Origin of the sequence: Acinetobacter sp. YH01011, assembly GCF_013420785.1 — a bacterium.
Taxonomy (GTDB): domain Bacteria; phylum Pseudomonadota; class Gammaproteobacteria; order Pseudomonadales; family Moraxellaceae; genus Acinetobacter; species Acinetobacter towneri.
In genome coordinates, this window is sequence record NZ_VOYG01000002.1 from 172714 (window position 1) to 189525 (window position 16812).

Sequence of the window (16812 nt, forward strand, 5' to 3'; positions counted from 1 at the left end):
TTTACTCGAACAATGCTTGAATAAGACGAACCACGTGTTGAGTTGCATCAGGCTGCGCCTGCTGACGGGCTTTGACTGCCATTTCAGACAACAATTGACGATTCATTAACGGGGTTAATAATGTTGTTAAACTTTCAGGTGTCATGCTGGCTTGCGGACAGATTTTTGCTGCACCAAGATCGGCTAAAAACTTGGCATTGGCAGTTTGGTGATCATCCACCGCACTAGGCAATGGTACAAATACTGCTGCAACACCTGCAGTCGCGACCTCGGTTACCGTGAGTGCGCCCGCACGACAAATAATTAAATCGGCATCACTATAGGCTTTGGCCATATCTTCAATAAAAGGCTGTACCTCAACCTGTAAATGGTCAGGCTTGTGTGCATAACGTGCCTGCGTCGCTTCGGCATGGTTTTGCCCACATTGATGATAAACATCTAAAGCGACATTTAGTTGCTTTAACGCTTCAGGTACACATTCATTTAAGGCTTGTGCACCTAGTGAACCACCCACAATTAAAATACGAATTGGCAAGCCTGCTTTTTCACGTTCCTGATAGCGCCATGCAGGGCTTAAGGTCGCAGTGATTTCTTCACGAACAGGGTTGCCTGTGGTGACAATTTTGTTACTGTTTGGAAAGGTATTTGGGAAAGCCTGACACACGGTTTTTGCCACACGTGACAATTGAGTGTTGGTAAAACCCGCAACTGCATTTTGTTCGTGAATCAGCACAGGAATACCCAAAGCACGTGCTGCCAAGCCACCCGGCCCTGCCACATAACCACCAAAACCTGCAACAGCATCAACTTTTAATTGCTTCATGTAACGCACAGCACTGAGCGTTGCGCCTAAAATTTTAAATGGTGCAGCCAGTTTACGGATCAAACCGTTGCCACGTACACCTTGAATATTAATTTGGTAAATTGGGATATTATGATTTTTAAGCAGACGATTTTCCATGCCCGTTGGGGTCGCCAACCATGACACTTGAATCCCTTGTTGCTGTAATTGTTTTGCGACGGCCAAAGCGGGAAAAACATGTCCACCTGTACCTGCGGCCATCATCATGACATGTTTAGGCTGTTGTTGCTGTGCGTCAGTCACGGTTTAATTCTTCAACTCAAAATAAGGCAAATAAAAATCTTGTATAAGCTATCAATTGTAATCACAAACGCATGGGCTTTAAAGGTTATTTACTTTTTTTCACCAAGTGCTTGATTGTTTTTTTCTACAGTTTTCCAAGTTTAAACTAGTTTTATTATTAATCTACGGAAATTGTTAAATTTTATTCAGTTTCAGACAATTTATTTGACCTATTTTACAAAGCATAAGTGTGCATTTTTGTATCTTTCATTCTAAAAACAAAGCACCCTAAAATTAGAGCGCTATTGTCTGAACTTTCTTAGCCTGATTTGACTCACACTTTTTTATAGCCTCATTCGGTACTTAAACCTGCGATGTAATCAGTCAAAGCATAGACTCTCGTTTAACTGTTACGCTCTGCTTCGAGTACGTCAAATAAATCATCGGCTATAGATGTGCCAAACTGTGCGTCAATTTCACGAATACAAGTTGGACTGGTCACGTTAATTTCAGTGACATAGTTGCCAATCACATCTAGTCCGACAAAAACTAGACCTTTTTCGCGTAAGTATGGCCCGACTTTGGCTGCAATGGCCTTGTCATTTTCAGTCAATGGACGTGCTTCACCTAAACCACCTGCAGCTAAATTGCCGCGCACTTCGCCATTTTGCGGAATTCGTGCCAAACAATAAGGCACAGGCTCACCATTAACCATGAGGATGCGTTTATCACCATCTACAATTTCTGGAATATAGCGCTGCGCCATGATTGGCTGAGTGCCGTTGTTGGTCAGAATTTCAATGGTTGAGCCAATATTGACCCCATCTTGGTACAAACGGAAAATTCCCATGCCGCCCATGCCATCGAGCGGTTTAACGATCACATCACCATGTTGCTGAATAAATTCACGAATCAGGCTTTGTTGTGAAGTGACCAATGTCGGAACTTGTAGTTCTGGGAATTGAGTCGCAAACAGCTTTTCATTACAGTCACGCAGGCTTTGCGGCTTGTTGATGATCCATGCGCCTTCGCGTTCAGCTTGCTCTAAAATATATGTGGTATAAACGAAATTCATGTCAAAAGGCGGGTCTTTACGCATGAGAATGACATCATAATCAGCTAAGGATTCTTTGCGTTTTTCGCCCAATTCGTAATAATGGTTATAATCTTCAAAGACTTTGAGCGATGCAATCAGACCAAATGCCTTGCCCTGATCAATATATAAGTCTTGCTGTAATGCATAGCCCAAGGTATGCCCACGACGGCTTGCCGCCCATAACATCGCCATGGTTGAGTCTTTTTTCAAATTGACACTTTCGATGGGATCCATCACAACAAGTACGCGCATATTTCGGTGCTCTTTTGAAGAATTGAATAAGCAAAAGTATAGCGGAGTTTGGCTTTGGTTTTGCTGCAATTTTCGTAACGCTTTATCCACGATCATCATGCACTTAGGAGTATGCGATGCAACAAGCGATTATTGGTTTTCATTTAGATGAAGAAAATGATTGGGTCGCAGATTTGGCCTGCGGTCATGGGCAGCATGTGCGGCATAATCCACCGTGGCAAAACCGCCCGTGGGTAATCACAGAGCAAGGGCGCAAGGAAAAGTTGGGGGTGATGCTGGAGTGTAAGAAGTGTGAGGAGGAATTGGAGTGGGTTTTGGATAAGAGATTTTAGGTTAAAAAGATAATCAAACGACCCATGAAGCGGGGCTTTCGTATAACGACCACGATTATGTTAAATCGAAAATTTAAGTATATTTTCTTAGATGATAATTGTGCTGACACCGTCAAATTAAAGATAGTATGGGCGCCCCAAACTCATCTACAAGTTCAATATCAGCAGCTTTTAAACGATCTAATGGATCCCCTGTTTTTAAACACCATCCATCAGGCATTTTGTTTTTTAAGCCACATGTCTTGGAATCTAATTTTTTTTGCTCGTCATGAGTAATATAAGCTATGCCTAAATTTCGTTTGAGAATCGTTGATAATTCTTGATTTGATAATTGATCGGTTTTTATTAAACCCCATAAACCATTGAAAAGATAAGACATAGGTACGATGTGTTCTTTTCTTGCAGGAATAGAGCCCACAGGTAAATTTTGAAAAACAGGATTAGAGTATCCCTTAAAAATTAATTCATCTTCTGGATGAACTAATCTCTCTATAAATCTGGAGTGATATCCCCAAGACTTTTGAATATTAGCTTGAAATACCATTATATTTTTAAGGTGTTGAATGACAAGATCACAAGTATTATCTAAATACTGATTAATATATTCTTTATTTTTCATTGAAAGACATCGCTCATAATATTTTTAAGAATAAGCTATTCTAAAATCGACATCATACACCTTTAACACATCACGAAAATTATTCCACATAATTCAGTCCCCTGCATACAAAAAAAGCCCAAACCTACAGATCTGGGCTTTTTATAAACTTGTTACGTTCCGCGCTAAATTATTAATCAACGCTCAATATTATCATTAAAGAGAATTGATAAGACTTAAATCCCATACTTTACACGGTACGCTTCCATTTTCGCCAAGGCATCTTTTTCACCTTTGGCATCCAAATAATTCATTAAATCTTTCATAGTAATTAAAGCATGCACAGGAATTTCCAACTCTTTTTGCACTTCCTGAATGGCTGACAAATCGCCCTGACCTTTTTCTTGACGGTCTAAAGCCACCAATACGCCCGCAATTTGTGCGCCTGCATTTTTCAAAATAGTCACCACTTCACGAATAGCCGTACCCGCAGTGATCACATCATCAATAATCCAAACTTTTTTGCCCTCAACCGCAGCACCCACCAACACACCACCTTCACCATGGTCTTTGGCTTCTTTACGGTTAAAACCCCACGGCACACTTACGCCATGATTTTGTGATAAAGCCACTGCTGTAGCTGCTACAAAAGGAATACCTTTATAAGCAGGCCCAAAAATAACATCTACGTTTTTGCATTTCATGAGTTGATCTGCATAGCCCGAAGCCAATAGGGATAAAGCTTCGCCATCATTCAACAAACCTGCATTAAAAAAATAAGGACTCACACGACCCGATTTTAAAGTAAACTCACCAAATTTAAGCACACCACGTGATAAGGCGAGTTCGATAAAAGCTTGCGGGTTAAATTGAGCTGGCGATGTCATGAGGTGCTCCAAATTAATACATTGAGGTAAGACCTGAGCATGATACCAAAGAGTAGCTATCCGAGTGATCAAAAAATTCTTCGAGTGGTTTCAATTAACGTCAATGGGTTGCGTTCATCGGTAAGCAAAGGCTTACTCGAATGGTTGGAAAAGTCTGAAGCAGACGTGATTTGCATGCAGGAAAGCCGCATCACACACGCCCAATGGACCGATAAATTTAAGCCAGAAGGCTGGCACACGCATCTTTTCCCTGCAGAACGCGCAGGCTACGCAGGGACAGCTATTTATAGCCGTTTGCCGTTTGTTTCTGTGCAAAATGGTTTAGGCTTTGAATTGGCCGATTCTCAGGGTCGCTTTATCAGTGCTGAATTTGATGTAGGACTGGATCACCCAATTTACATCTGTTCACTGTATTTGCCTTCTGGCTCTTCGGGTGAAGAAGCGCAAATGCGGAAAGATCACTTTTTAGAAGAGTATCAAAAAATTCTAAAACAGTGGCGTGAAGACAATAAATCGATCATTGTCTGTGGCGATTACAACATCGTGCATAAGCGCATTGATATTAAAAACTGGTCGGGCAACCAAAAGTCTTCAGGTTGTTTGCCGCATGAACGTGCATGGTTAGATCATATTTACAATGATTTGGGCTATGTTGATACCTTCCGTGAAGTGCGCCATGAAGCGGAGCTGTATTCTTGGTGGTCAAATCGCGGGCAAGCCCGTGCCAAGAACGTTGGTTGGCGGATTGATTATCATGCTTGCTCACCCGACTGGAAAGCACGCACTGCCAATGCTTGGGTGTATAAAGACGAATGGTTTAGTGACCATGCCCCTGTGATTATTGATTATAAGATCTAATATTCACACAAATTTCACAGCCTATATGAGTGAACAGTTGTTCACTCAACTGAGGTTCAATTCGCACATAATCTGTCGACTTTGTGTATTTATCTTCAAGTCGATTCAGCGCATTATTGCATCACGGCAAAGGGACAGTCAGGATGACACAAAAGGATTGGAAGCCGAAGGATGGAAAATAAACTAACTGGTTTTGGTTAGTTTCAAGGATGTAACAATGGACGTTAAAATGAGACCCGCATAATCAGGATGATTAAATGCGGGTTTTCTCTTTTTATCATCTTATTTTCTGTTTTGCGCTGTTACTGTTGTTCTTCACTGTATTTTTTATTTTCACTAGAGTCTGTTCTTATCAAGTTTTTCATTTTTTTCTGTTTATGCGTCCCATTTTAGAGCGATCAAGTGTCAATTTGGTGACATCGGTATGACGTATTGATGACACATACCATTTAAACAGCCAATCATTGTTCACTGCAAGTTTCTAGCACTTAGCGCTGTTTTGGGCTAGGCTATAGCCAGTTTGATGATATTAACGTGAAAAAAATATGTTAAAAATTTATGGGATTAAGAACTGCAATTCAATGAAAAAAGCCTTCGATTTACTCAATGAATTGGGGCTAAGTTATGAGTTTCACGATTATAAAAAACAAGGGATCGATGCCGACACTGTCAAAAGTTGGTTAGATGCGCTTGGGCAAGATGTAGTACTGAATAAAAAAGGCACCACTTGGCGCAAACTCAGCGAAGCAGAACAGCAAGCTGCTTTGGCCAGTGAAGCCAACTTAATTGAAGCACTTTGCACTCACACCAGTTTAATTAAACGTCCTGTCTTAAACACTGAATCAGGCTTTATTGCGGGTTTTGATGAAGCGGCTTATCGTGCTTTAGGTTAAGTTTAAAAAAATACCAATAAAAAAACCTGCTCACATGGAGCAGGTTTTTTTATATCCTGTGCAATATGATTTCAACTGCACAGGTGGAATACATGCTTAGTTCGCACGAATCCATGTTTGGTTACGACCCAATGCCGCTACACCAATGAAACCACGCAATTCCAGTTTCTTACCACCATCGGCAAGTTTACCTTTTAGCTTGTAGGTTTTACCTGTTTGCGGGTCAAGAATTGAACCACCATCGTAGCTCGTGCCGCCTGTATTTTTCAGACCGCGAACAATGGTCAAACCTTTGAGTGATTTGTTGTGATACGGACCTTCACATTTTGTACAGGCATTTTCTTCACCAGGCGTTAAAATTGACTGAATGCTTGCGGTTAAAGTTCCATTTTTTTGCTCAGTAAATCTTACCGTGGCTTTGGGTTGTTTGGTTTTGTCGTCAATTGTTTTCCAAACTGTGCCGTTAAGCGGATCTGCAGCATTGGCCAAAGCGCTTAAACCTAACAGCCCGAATGCAAGTGCAATTTTTTTCATTGTTTTGTTTCCCTGGTCTACTATCAGACAACTTTATTATTAAAAAGTCACAACAAATTTGCAATTTTTGAATGTGACCGTTTAGTGTACCCTTGTAAATTATGTTGGTAAATACACAAATATCCGATCAAATAAAGAACAAGATGGAAAAATCATGAAGATTAACCCCATGTGGAAACAAATTATTACAGAGCAGTTTTTAAAAACCACCATTCGCAAACCAAGCCAATTTAATTTACCCCCCAATTCTGTACGTTTTGCACTAGAACAAATGTGCCGTTTATTTCCCATGCAAAAGTCGGTGCAGGTACGCGCGCTGCGTTTAGCAGGTCTGCATGCCGAAGAATTAAAACCACAGAATGCTGCAACACAGCTCATTTTTCATATTCATGGCGGGGCTTTTTTTCTGGGTTCGTTAAATACCCATCGAGCATTTTTGAGTCAAGTTGCGGCACGCACCCAAATGCAAGTGATTCATGTCGATTATCCGCTTGCACCTGAGCATCCTTTTCCACATGCTTTGGAAGCCGTGTTTGATGTCTATCAAAGTCTGTTGGCGCAAGGTATACACGCCAAAGATATTATTTTGTCAGGAGATTCTTGCGGTGCAAATTTAGCGTTGGCGCTAGCTTTAAAAATACGTGATGAGCAATTGCCGCAAGTGAGTGGCTTAATGCTGCTGTCACCATTTTTAGATTTAACCCTCACCAGTGAATCCTTGCGTTATAACAGCAAGCATGATGCCCTGCTGTCAATTGAAACGCTGGAAACAGGCATTGATTACTATGTACCGCCTGAACTTGATCGGGCAGACCCGCAAATTTCGCCATTGTTTGATGATTTACACGAATTACCACCAGTTTTAGTACAAATTGGCTCTAAAGAAATTTTGCTGGATGATGCAACACGTTTTAAAGAAAAAGCCGAACAGGCAGGCGTAGAAGTGCATTACAAACTCTACACGGGTATGTGGCACAATTTTCAAATGTTTTCACCGTGGTTTGAAGAAGCCAAACGTGCATTGGCAGATTTAGCAGAGTTTGCACATCGGCAAGATCAGAGCTAAGTTCAACCATAACAAGGCTTTGCTAACCAACCCTTTTAGCCGATCCATCTATATAAAAAAAGCTCAGCACCCTCAAGGCACTGAGCTTTTTTTATTGAAATAGTGGGTTAAATCGCCTGAATTTTTTGCATCGCATTGGCAACAGCTTGGTCTTTAAATTCCGACATACTCACCCCTTCAGCGCGAATAATTTCTACATCATTCACCCCTGTAAAGTTGAAGATGGTTTTCAAGAAATCTTCCTGAAAATCGGCAGGGCTGTTATCACCATACACACCGCCACGGCTGCTGGCGATATAGGCTTTTTTCTCACCCGCCAAGCCTACAGGCCCTTGCTCGGTATATTTAAAGGTTTTACCTGCCACGCTGATGCGATCAATCCATGCTTTTAAAGTTGAAGTCAAACCAAAGTTATACATGGCTGCACCCACCACCACGACATCGGCATCAATATATTGTTGGATGATTTTTTCACCCAAAGCCGCTTGTTCTGCATCCTGCCCCATTAAAATTTCGGCAGTTAAGTGCGGAATCGGCTGTTGTGCCAAATCTAAATAATCGACCTGTGCATTGCTATTTTTTGCAGTCAATTGTTGCACAATCGCTTGGCTTAACTGACGTGAAACTGAGTTTTCACCTAAAATACTCGAGTCGATGTGTAAAATTTTCATGGGGATGTTCCAATCTTGTATTCATTTAATAACGCTATTTTAATCGTGCAGCGTAAATAGAATAATTGGGAAAACTAAGACACTATGTTTTATTTTTGGAACAAAAAAGACCACTTTACCGCACAAAAACTTCCGCAGTATTTTTCCTAATCCTACTTTTTCCAAGTCATTTTGCTGGTTTTTGATAAGGCTCTAAATAATTGACCCACATTGCTTCTTGTGATGCGGCGTGTACCCAAGCGCGCATAGCAGGATGCTGCATCACCCGCTGCATATAGTGTTGGCTGTTGGCACTTACAGGCAAGGCATAAGTCATAAAACGCGTCACCACAGGAGCATAAAACGCATCGGCAATGCTAAATTCACCACACAAGAAACCATCTGCTGCAGGACGTGCCGACCAAATGTGTTCAATGCGTGCCACATCCTGCCTTAAACCCGAATGTTCTTGCCATAATTTTGTACCCACTTCTGCTAAATTGGCGCGAATATTCATGCCACATAAACTGCGTAAATCGGTAAAACCACTGTGCATTTCTGCGCTGATGCTACGCGCCCAAGCGCGTTGCTGTACATCACGCGGCCAAAGTGCCTGTTCAGGATATTGCTCTGCCAAGTATTCACAAATGGCGAGAGAATCCCAAATCAACATGCCCTGATCTAACAAGGCAGGCACTTTACCATTGGGGTTAATTTCTAGGACACGTTGTTTAAAATCGCCCTCACCACGCTCGCATGGAAAGTTCAGTTGTATTTCTTCAAAAGCCAAATCAAACGCCTTCAGTACCAACCACGGGCGCATCGACCAGCTCGAATAATTTTTATTGGCAATATACAGCTGCATCATGGCGATGACTCCTGTGTGGTTTGAAGTTGCTGCAGTTGATTTAACAAGGTGCTTTCGTTAAACGCACCCGTTAAACGCAGACTGCGAATTTCTTGTTGTTGTGCATCCAAAAATAAAAAGGTAGGTGGCCCTAAAATTTCCCATTTATTCAGCAAAGCTTGATGACTGGCATCGTAATGGCTTAAATCGAGTTTAATTAAATAAAATTCTGCAAGTGCCTGTTTTACAGTGGAAGATGTCAATACCTGTTGCTCAATCGGACGGCACGCCACACACCAATCGGCATAGACATCTATAATCATGCGCTGATTTTTCGGAGCTTGGGCAAGTAACTGTTGTAATTCCGTTGCAGTCGTTGCACGGTGCCATTCTAAAACCGCATCGTTTTCCTGCTGCCAAAAACGCTGGCTGTGTTGATATTGGTTATAAATCAGATACGGCACCACCACCAATAACGCACTCAGATAAATCGCCCGCAGCGTACCATGATAGCCACTCAAACGATGCAGCACATAGCCGACAAAACCCACTCCAAGTGCCAAACTAAGCCATTGCATCCATGCTTCACCCAATAACGGACGAATAAAATACAATGCCAATGCCAACATAATAAAGGCAAACAGCACTTTGACTTGATGCATCCACAAACCTGCGCGTGGCAAAGCTTTTGCCCCAAGCACACTGGCCAACAATAACGGCGTACCCATGCCAAACCCGAGCGTAAATAGCAGCAACGCCCCATGCATCTGACTTTGGGTTTGTGAAATAAACAATAACGCCCCTGCCAATGGCGCAGTCATGCATGGGCCGACCAAAAGTGCCGACAACATGCCCATGAGTGCAGCACCTGCCAAATTGCCGCCTTTTTGCATAGATTGCGCCTGATCGAGTCGATTGACCCAAGCACGTGGTAACTTGATCTCAAACAGTCCAAACAAATTTAAGGCAAACAACACAAACAGTAAACTAAAGGCAATTAAAGTAGCAGGTTGTTGTAACCAACGCTGAAAATTCAAACCTGCGGATGACGCAATTAAACCCAATATGGCATAAACCATTGCCATGCTACAGACAAAAACCAGAGTAATCGTCCACGCTTTGACACCTTTATGTTCACGCACCAACAAGGAGGTCAAAATGGGCAACATCGGCAAAGAACATGGAGTAAAGGCCAATAAAACCCCTAAACCAAAAAACAGTAGCAAGCCATAAGCAAATGAACTCTGTGCCAGTTTTTCTGACCACATTTGATCTTGTGCAGTGATGGGTTGCGCTGTCGCAACACTTGTTGAGGATGCTAGCGTGGAGTTGGCAGGTGTTGTCGAAAACACATTCTGGGTTGGGTTACTGTGTCCACCCCACAGATTTTTTTGTGCTGCGCTTTGATTGTCTAAAATCACCAAACCAGTGCTGTCTGTCTGAAATTCAATGCGCTGTGGTGGATAACAAAGTCGATCTTGCGCACAACCTTGCCAGCTCACTTGATAGCGCTGTGCAGCCTGCGTGGGAATTTTAAAACTGACTTGTTGATAATAAACCTGAGTATGTCCATAGTTTTCATCATAAACATCTTCTGCGGGAGGCAACTCTAAAGCCAGTATTTGCTGTCCATGCTCAACCTTAAATTGATGCTGATACAAATAATACTGTTCAGGCATGTTCCAGCGCAGTTCGGCTTGTTGGGGATTGACCGATTCAACGCTAAACTGAAAGGCTTGTTCGGGTGGGAGTAAAGGTGCTTCTGCGTGTAGGCTTAGCGAACACAATAAAAGTAGACTTGCGAGCAGACAAGATAAGCCCCTATTCATATAGCGAAAAATATCAGCCATTAGATCAACAGCAGCTTGCCAAAAGGTCTGAAATAAGGACTGCTTCATGTTCTGCTCGCCTCGGCATGAACTTTATTAGGATGAAAACGAATCTGCAGCAAGCTTAATACTTAATAACTTTGGCCTGCTGCAGCATACAACGTATTTTAAAGCTTTAAATGGTTTCGATTGCTTAGAACAAAAACGCCATACCTAAACCTGCACGGTAACTTTTATCTGCACCGTCTAAATCTACACCGACACTGGCATCCAGTTGAGTGCGTTCATTCAGTGCGTAAATCACTCCCGAAATTAAGCCATATTCATTGTCCTGACTTTCAGCTTTGCGATAGACCAATTCTGAAAAACCTGACCATTGATCGCTTAAACGGTACTGAATATTGGGAATTGCTGTAACCGCCCAATCGCTATTTTGTACATCGTAACGCATGTTGATGCCTGTTTTTAACAGCTCACTGTATTGATAGCTGACTGCCGTACCCAAGCTATAAATATCATCTTCTTCGCTAAAGCCATCATTGCCTGTGGCAATTAGCGCTTGCAACAACACGGCCATAGAAAGTTTGTCATCATTTAAGTCAATGGCTTGTTTTAAACCAATGCTGACATCACCCAAACCATCATCTTCAACCGATTGACCTGCAGTTTTGCTTTTGCTCCATGCAGGCCCTTGCCAGCCCAGCTGTAACTCTAAATCTTGCGCCAAACCTGTACGTAACAGCATGTCAGCATTAAGGCGAGTAGTTTTAACTTTTTCGCCCGAAGCATCGTTACTTTCTTGATAACTTGCACTTGGCAAAGCCTGTTCCCAAGCCAGTTTCCCTACAGGTGTAATACCCGTACTCATTCCTGCACCAGGACGATCAAACTCAAAATCTGCCGCGCTCACCTGCATGCTGATGCCTGCCGCCACGATTAACCCAACTGTTTTTAATGCTGACATATTTTTATCTCTGCTCTTAGGCCAATTCTTTGCTCATTTTTGCGCCATAACGACGCAACAATTCTAAAGTCTGCTGTTCTTCTAGCAAAGCATCCGACCACTGAATTTCATCAAAATCACAATCAAACAATAAATCACTAATTGAAGATAAAATCGTTAAACCATCTTCATCTTTGCTGTTCGGATCGACTTTTTCATCTAATAAACGCTGTACCGCAGGAACACATGCTGCAGAAGCCGCATCCCACAATGGGCCGTAAATTTCTTCGGCATCCCATAAATGCAAATTCACTTTGGCTTGAATCAAGGCCTCTAAAATATCTAAATGCACTTGCAAATCTTGCTGTTTTTGCTGCTCTGTGAGTGGCTGACCTGCTTCATATGCTTCGCAGACTTTTTCCCACCATTGAAATAAACCATCTGACCAGACTGAAATTACAGGGCCTTTTTCGGCATCCATAAAGTTAGGGTCTAAACCGTCTGCCAATAGGCGTTGCACTTGGGCAAGGTCTAATTCTTCTATTGCTTGCACCAAGACTTGTTGTTGCGCAGTTAACATGCAGAGAGCTCTCTTATTCAATGTTTAATTTAGAACTATTATGCCCAATAAAGCGACATTTGTATGAGATAAATGTCAGCAAATCGTGAATTTAGTGCATTGGCTACATGCAAACACAAAAAAGCCTCGCAAAATTTGCGAGGCTCTTGGAATCTGTCTGATCCTTATTCGTCGTCGCCACCAACATCTGTATCTACAAATTCTGGGCGAGCACCACGAGGATTTTCATTTTTCTCAAACGCATGTTCTAGGCTGCGTTTTAAACGGTCAATCGCACCGTGAATGGCTGTATCAATATTATGACCACGATGATTCACAACCACTGGTTTTAAACCTGCTGGACGTGCTTCAATCATACAACGAATATCGTCATCACCGCCTTTTTCACCATTTTCATCACTAAAATGCACTGAAAAATGGGTAATACGCTCACTGTGGCGTTGGAATTCATTATTCAGTTCTTCACGAACGTAACTAATTAATCGATCACTGTTTTGAATGTTTTTATCGGTACGGATTTCAATGTTCATGATTTCATCCTCTTGCGTTCGTTATTTCTGAATCTTGTTGTGCCAAAATCTTACACATAATTTTATATATACGTTTTGGCGTGTTTATAATGTGCTGTTTTTACAGCATAAAGTACATCTTCAACTTAGTTTGGAATCACTTCCTCCTACGTGAATGATGAACACTTTTAATTCTGCAGAACCGTGTCCCTATACCTTGAATATCGGGCCTATCTGAAAAATATGCAAGCGATATTTATAGAAAAGCAGCAAAAGAATAACCCTTTTATCACCAATTTCAGCTTAGATGTTCAATAAGCGATCAATTTGGATAGCACTACGTTGTTCAATCTATTGCCAATGAGAAACTTGATGCTTTTAAGGGGCTTAGCATGGCATGCAAAAAGCTAGACATTATTTTTACCATTGGTTTTAAATCCTGCAAAAAATGCAGCGCTTTTAGAATTGGCAAAAAATACCAAGAAATGACCCGTCAATAATCGAATTTTGCTTTATTTTTGCTAAAGAATCTGTATCCTTGAAACGCTTTTATTGGGGTCTATTTTTATGAAACTTACACATATTGCTGCGCTGTGCGCAATCTCCACTGCTGCAACTTTTACGCAAGCTGCACCGATTTGGCAAGATTTTAGCGTGACAGGTTTATACGGTGAAAATTACAAATCACCTTTTTTAACTGGCGATCAAGAGATTGAACAAAGCACTGTAACTTTTGAATACGCTGCTGGTTTTAAATATGGTGATTTTTTTGCCTTTGCTGACCGTTCAAACAATGATGTAGATGGCAATGACACTTACTTTGAAGTATCACCACGCTTAAGCTTAGGCGCTGTTTCTGGTCAAAAACTTGCCTTTGGTCCAATTAAAGATGTTTTAATTGCAACCACTTGGGAAGGTGGCGAAGGCTTTAACAATTACCTATACGGTATTGGTTTTGATCTTGAGCTTCCATATTTCAAATATGCGCAATTGAACTTCTACAAAGCAGATAATGATAAAGATATCTCTCAAGATGATTATCAAATGACGTTTGCTTACGGTCTTCCATTTAAAGTCGGTGCTGAAGACTTTTTAGTAGATGGTTTCCTTGACTGGTCTACTGCAGAAGATGACCATGCCAGCGAATTAAACTGGACTTCTCAATATAAATGGAATGTGGGCAAACACATTTCACCTAAAACCAAATTATACGTGGGTATCGAACACTCTGTTTGGAACAACAAGTTTGGTATTAAAGGCGTAGATCAAAACGATGTCAGCGCATTGGTCAAATACCATTTCTAAGCTGTATTTTTCTCTGTTCAAAAAAGCAAGACTTCGGTCTTGCTTTTTTATTGGTCATTAAAATAGTTTCCAATAAATATGCTTTGCTCATAACCATGCAACCCATTTGTACTTAGCGCAAAACTCCGCTACATTGAGTTAAATTTCAAATAAAAAGCACTGTGAAGCCCACATGCAAAAAACCGATTTCATTATTCTGCTGTTTTGTGCGATTGCTGCAATTTTGCATGGCATGAGCGGTTTTGGTTTTCCTATGCTCAGTACGGCTGCGGTGGCGATGTTATATCCACTCAGTACTGCGGTTGCTTTGGTTCTGATTCCCTGTTTGCTTCTCAATATCTACATGCTGCGGGGCGATGCCACACAATCTATATTCAGCAGTTTATATGGCTACTGCAAAAAATATTGGGGTTTAATCTTCAGTGCGCTGATTGGCAGCTATTTGGGCGTCAGTTTGCTGCTCATTCTGAACGAAGGTTATTTAAAATTGGCAATGGGCGTACTGATTTTATTGTACGTGGCCGATCAATTTCGACAACGTCCTTTGCAAATTTCTGCCTCACTCAAAAATATGCTGATTTTTGGTTTGCTGGCAGGTGTGATTGGTGGTGCGACCAATGCCATGGCACCATTTCTAATGATGTATTTACTCAGCACTCAACACAGCAAAACCGATATTGTGGTGATTAGCAACTTAAACTTTATTATTTCCAAACTCATTCAATTAGCAGTTTTATATCCAGTAATTCAACAGTTTAGCCACATACAATTAAAAGTTTTAGCCCTGATTTGCATCATCTCTATGCTGATGGTGTATATCGGCAGTCTGATTCGTAAACAAATTTCCCAGACATTATTTAAGCAGATTGTATTTACGTTATTGGGTTTTATGGCACTTTACGCGATTGCTCAAGGATTATTCATCATCCAAACATCACCTGCTTTATTGATATAAATCAGACCAATAAACATAACAAATGGAAAATTATTTAGATTTTTTTTGGCTTAAATAATTATTTACACCTATAATTAAGACCAGCTTAAAAAACAGTCTGTTAAGACTGCTTCGGTCGTTTGCACCGACCAATCTTCCAACTTTTCCTTTTATTCCATTTTTACGGAGCGAACTTCTATGGAAAATAACCATATAGAAGTGCCAGCCAGTATTAAGCGAAAAGAACTGATCAAGACTTGGGCCATTGTTATTCTTGCGACCCTGCTCTCTTTCGGTTTGTATAACGTCTTACCCTATGATGAAAACGCCAATAAGGGTCTAAGTCTGTTGCTTTTTATTGGTATTTTATGGCTCACCGAAGCGGTACACATTACCATTACAGCACTGTTAGTACCTGTGCTTGCTGTGGCTTTAGGTATGCCACTTGAAAATGCCAGCAAAGAACTTGTACCAATTTCAACCAAGCAAGCATTAGCAACTTTTGCAGACCCTGTCATTTTCTTATTCTTTGGTGGTTTTGCCTTAGCAACTGCGCTGCATATCCAAAAACTGGATCGTAAAATTGCGATGTGGATTATTTCCATGTCGGGCGGTCACTTGGGGATTTCGGTTTTATCTATTTTTGCGGTTACTGCTGCGTTGTCGATGTGGATTTCCAACACAGCCACGGCGGCGATGATGTTACCGTTGGCGCTGGGTTTGTTATCACACCTCGATGCCACTAAAGAGCGTAAAACCTTCGTTTTCATTTTATTGGGGATTGCCTACTCTGCCAGTTTAGGTGGTTTGGGTACGTTGGTAGGTTCGCCACCAAACGCTATTGCAGCCAAAGCGTTAGACTATGACTTTGCTGACTGGATGAAAATTGGTTTACCAATGATGCTGATTTTGCTACCAGCAATGTTGGTCAGCTTATATTTGGTATTGCGTCCAAATTTAAATCAAAAAATTCATTTTGAAACTGAAGTAATTCCTTGGACCAAAACCCGTGTTGCAACGATGATTTTATTCGTATGTACTGCAGTGGCGTGGATTTTCGGCAAGAAACTTAGCGAAACCTTTGGTATTAGCCAACCCGATACATGGACTGCATTAACTGCTGCATGTTTAGTGGTTATGCTAGGTACTGCGTCTTGGAAGCAAGTGGCTGAAAATACCGATTGGGGCGTGTTATTACTGTTCGGTGGTGGTTTAACCCTCAGTGCGATCTTAAAAGATTCAGGCGCATCTTTGGTATTGGGTCAAACCCTTGCCAATACCTTTGGTGATACTTCGCCATTGGTAGTGATTTTTGCGGTGACCATCTTCATTATTTTCTTAACTGAATTTACCAGTAATACAGCGTCTGCTGCGTTATTGGTTCCTGTATTTGCTGCAATTGCAGACCAAATGGGTATTCCAAAAGAAATTTTAGTGGTGATTATTGGTATTGGTGCATCGTGTGCCTTTATGTTACCTGTGGCAACGCCACCAAATGCGATTGTATTTGGTACAGGTCAAATTAAACAAAGTGAAATGATGAGTGTGGGCATGGTGTTGAACGTCATGTGCGTATTTATTATTTCATTATTTGTATATTGGTTCTTTAGTTAAG

General features: G+C 41.3%; 18 protein-coding genes. 7 read left to right on the plus strand and 11 right to left on the minus strand.

All coding sequences use genetic code 11. The annotated features are described in order from the left end of the window. Position 1: 1 nt before the first annotated feature. Together murG and gshB are read right to left on the minus strand one after the other, a co-directional pair. Positions 2-1105 (minus strand): undecaprenyldiphospho-muramoylpentapeptide beta-N-acetylglucosaminyltransferase, encoded by a 1104-nt coding sequence (gene murG / locus FTT78_RS02165; protein ID WP_004974229.1) that lies wholly within the window; start codon positions 1103-1105, stop codon positions 2-4. Positions 1106-1487: 382 nt separating this feature from the next. Beyond that, complete coding sequence (gene gshB, locus FTT78_RS02170) at positions 1488-2432, minus strand: glutathione synthase (RefSeq protein WP_180043498.1); 945 nt, start codon at positions 2430-2432, stop codon at positions 1488-1490. A gap of 116 nt (positions 2433-2548) precedes the next feature. On the opposite strand from gshB, the gene FTT78_RS02175 reads away from it, so the two are divergent. Continuing rightward, a complete protein-coding gene (locus tag FTT78_RS02175) occupies positions 2549-2764 on the plus strand; it encodes a DUF3565 domain-containing protein (protein ID WP_096901642.1) in 216 nt (71 codons plus the stop codon). A 112-nt stretch (positions 2765-2876) separates the two neighbouring features. Here FTT78_RS02175 and FTT78_RS02180 read toward each other — a convergent pair whose 3' ends face one another. Both FTT78_RS02180 and pyrE read right to left on the minus strand, forming a co-directional pair. Beyond that, complete coding sequence (locus tag FTT78_RS02180; protein WP_096901639.1) at positions 2877-3383, minus strand: hypothetical protein; 507 nt, start codon at positions 3381-3383, stop codon at positions 2877-2879. Positions 3384-3598: 215 nt separating this feature from the next. After that, a complete protein-coding gene (pyrE, locus tag FTT78_RS02185; RefSeq protein WP_180043500.1) occupies positions 3599-4249 on the minus strand; it encodes an orotate phosphoribosyltransferase in 651 nt (216 codons plus the stop codon). Between the two features lie 39 nt (positions 4250-4288). On the opposite strand from pyrE, the gene FTT78_RS02190 reads away from it, so the two are divergent. Next, on the plus strand, positions 4289-5107 hold the full coding sequence (locus tag FTT78_RS02190; RefSeq protein WP_154320181.1) for an exodeoxyribonuclease III: 819 nt from the start codon (positions 4289-4291) through the stop codon (positions 5105-5107). A 545-nt stretch (positions 5108-5652) separates the two neighbouring features. After that, positions 5653-6000 (plus strand): Spx/MgsR family RNA polymerase-binding regulatory protein, encoded by a 348-nt coding sequence (locus tag FTT78_RS02195; RefSeq protein ID WP_154320180.1) that lies wholly within the window; start codon positions 5653-5655, stop codon positions 5998-6000. 96 nt (positions 6001-6096) lie between these two features. Here FTT78_RS02195 and FTT78_RS02200 read toward each other — a convergent pair whose 3' ends face one another. Further along, on the minus strand, positions 6097-6534 hold the full coding sequence (locus tag FTT78_RS02200; RefSeq protein ID WP_004974208.1) for a DUF2147 domain-containing protein: 438 nt from the start codon (positions 6532-6534) through the stop codon (positions 6097-6099). A 154-nt stretch (positions 6535-6688) separates the two neighbouring features. On the opposite strand from FTT78_RS02200, the gene FTT78_RS02205 reads away from it, so the two are divergent. Continuing rightward, complete coding sequence (locus tag FTT78_RS02205; protein ID WP_004974206.1) at positions 6689-7600, plus strand: alpha/beta hydrolase; 912 nt, start codon at positions 6689-6691, stop codon at positions 7598-7600. Positions 7601-7707: 107 nt separating this feature from the next. Here the strand turns inward: FTT78_RS02205 and FTT78_RS02210 are convergent, their stop codons facing one another. The 6 genes from FTT78_RS02210 to FTT78_RS02235 form a co-directional block, all read right to left on the minus strand. Continuing rightward, positions 7708-8271: an FMN-dependent NADH-azoreductase gene (locus FTT78_RS02210; RefSeq protein ID WP_004974205.1), complete on the minus strand. Its 564-nt coding sequence runs from the start codon at positions 8269-8271 to the stop codon at positions 7708-7710. Positions 8272-8437: 166 nt separating this feature from the next. Further along, positions 8438-9118: a glutathione S-transferase family protein gene (locus FTT78_RS02215; protein ID WP_131261214.1), complete on the minus strand. Its 681-nt coding sequence runs from the start codon at positions 9116-9118 to the stop codon at positions 8438-8440. Beyond that, on the minus strand, positions 9115-10947 hold the full coding sequence (dsbD, locus tag FTT78_RS02220) for a protein-disulfide reductase DsbD (protein WP_180043541.1): 1833 nt from the start codon (positions 10945-10947) through the stop codon (positions 9115-9117). Before dsbD ends, FTT78_RS02215 begins: the two co-directional genes overlap by 4 nt. Before the next feature lie 172 nt (positions 10948-11119). Next, positions 11120-11890 carry a transporter gene (locus FTT78_RS02225; protein ID WP_179997058.1) on the minus strand — a complete coding sequence of 257 codons (771 nt, stop codon included), beginning with the start codon at positions 11888-11890 and terminating at the stop codon, positions 11120-11122. Positions 11891-11906: 16 nt separating this feature from the next. Beyond that, on the minus strand, positions 11907-12449 hold the full coding sequence (locus FTT78_RS02230) for an ankyrin repeat domain-containing protein (protein ID WP_004974192.1): 543 nt from the start codon (positions 12447-12449) through the stop codon (positions 11907-11909). A 164-nt stretch (positions 12450-12613) separates the two neighbouring features. Continuing rightward, positions 12614-12979 (minus strand): HPF/RaiA family ribosome-associated protein, encoded by a 366-nt coding sequence (locus FTT78_RS02235; protein WP_004974190.1) that lies wholly within the window; start codon positions 12977-12979, stop codon positions 12614-12616. 546 nt (positions 12980-13525) lie between these two features. On the opposite strand from FTT78_RS02235, the gene FTT78_RS02240 reads away from it, so the two are divergent. From FTT78_RS02240 to FTT78_RS02250, 3 genes are all read left to right on the plus strand, one after another. Next, entirely contained in the window at positions 13526-14263 is a 738-nt protein-coding gene (locus FTT78_RS02240; RefSeq protein WP_180043502.1) for an outer membrane protein OmpK, read from the plus strand. 172 nt (positions 14264-14435) lie between these two features. Next, positions 14436-15218 carry a sulfite exporter TauE/SafE family protein gene (locus FTT78_RS02245; protein WP_004974188.1) on the plus strand — a complete coding sequence of 261 codons (783 nt, stop codon included), beginning with the start codon at positions 14436-14438 and terminating at the stop codon, positions 15216-15218. Positions 15219-15395: 177 nt separating this feature from the next. After that, on the plus strand, positions 15396-16811 hold the full coding sequence (locus tag FTT78_RS02250; RefSeq protein ID WP_180043504.1) for a DASS family sodium-coupled anion symporter: 1416 nt from the start codon (positions 15396-15398) through the stop codon (positions 16809-16811). Position 16812 lies beyond the last annotated feature (1 nt).

Coding starts and splice junctions, on each gene's coding strand:
- FTT78_RS02175 (WP_096901642.1), top strand. CDS start 2,549: ATGCAACAAGCGATTATTGGTTTTCATTTAGATGAAGAAAATGATTGG.
- FTT78_RS02225 (WP_179997058.1), bottom strand. CDS start 11,890: ATGTCAGCATTAAAAACAGTTGGGTTAATCGTGGCGGCAGGCATCAGC.
- gshB (WP_180043498.1), bottom strand. CDS start 2,432: ATGCGCGTACTTGTTGTGATGGATCCCATCGAAAGTGTCAATTTGAAA.
- FTT78_RS02240 (WP_180043502.1), top strand. CDS start 13,526: ATGAAACTTACACATATTGCTGCGCTGTGCGCAATCTCCACTGCTGCA.
- FTT78_RS02200 (WP_004974208.1), bottom strand. CDS start 6,534: ATGAAAAAAATTGCACTTGCATTCGGGCTGTTAGGTTTAAGCGCTTTG.
- FTT78_RS02250 (WP_180043504.1), top strand. CDS start 15,396: ATGGAAAATAACCATATAGAAGTGCCAGCCAGTATTAAGCGAAAAGAA.
- FTT78_RS02190 (WP_154320181.1), top strand. CDS start 4,289: ATGATACCAAAGAGTAGCTATCCGAGTGATCAAAAAATTCTTCGAGTG.
- pyrE (WP_180043500.1), bottom strand. CDS start 4,249: ATGACATCGCCAGCTCAATTTAACCCGCAAGCTTTTATCGAACTCGCC.
- FTT78_RS02195 (WP_154320180.1), top strand. CDS start 5,653: ATGTTAAAAATTTATGGGATTAAGAACTGCAATTCAATGAAAAAAGCC.
- dsbD (WP_180043541.1), bottom strand. CDS start 10,947: ATGGCTGATATTTTTCGCTATATGAATAGGGGCTTATCTTGTCTGCTC.
- FTT78_RS02230 (WP_004974192.1), bottom strand. CDS start 12,449: ATGTTAACTGCGCAACAACAAGTCTTGGTGCAAGCAATAGAAGAATTA.
- FTT78_RS02235 (WP_004974190.1), bottom strand. CDS start 12,979: ATGAACATTGAAATCCGTACCGATAAAAACATTCAAAACAGTGATCGA.
- FTT78_RS02205 (WP_004974206.1), top strand. CDS start 6,689: ATGAAGATTAACCCCATGTGGAAACAAATTATTACAGAGCAGTTTTTA.
- FTT78_RS02215 (WP_131261214.1), bottom strand. CDS start 9,118: ATGATGCAGCTGTATATTGCCAATAAAAATTATTCGAGCTGGTCGATG.
- FTT78_RS02180 (WP_096901639.1), bottom strand. CDS start 3,383: ATGAAAAATAAAGAATATATTAATCAGTATTTAGATAATACTTGTGAT.
- FTT78_RS02210 (WP_004974205.1), bottom strand. CDS start 8,271: ATGAAAATTTTACACATCGACTCGAGTATTTTAGGTGAAAACTCAGTT.
- FTT78_RS02245 (WP_004974188.1), top strand. CDS start 14,436: ATGCAAAAAACCGATTTCATTATTCTGCTGTTTTGTGCGATTGCTGCA.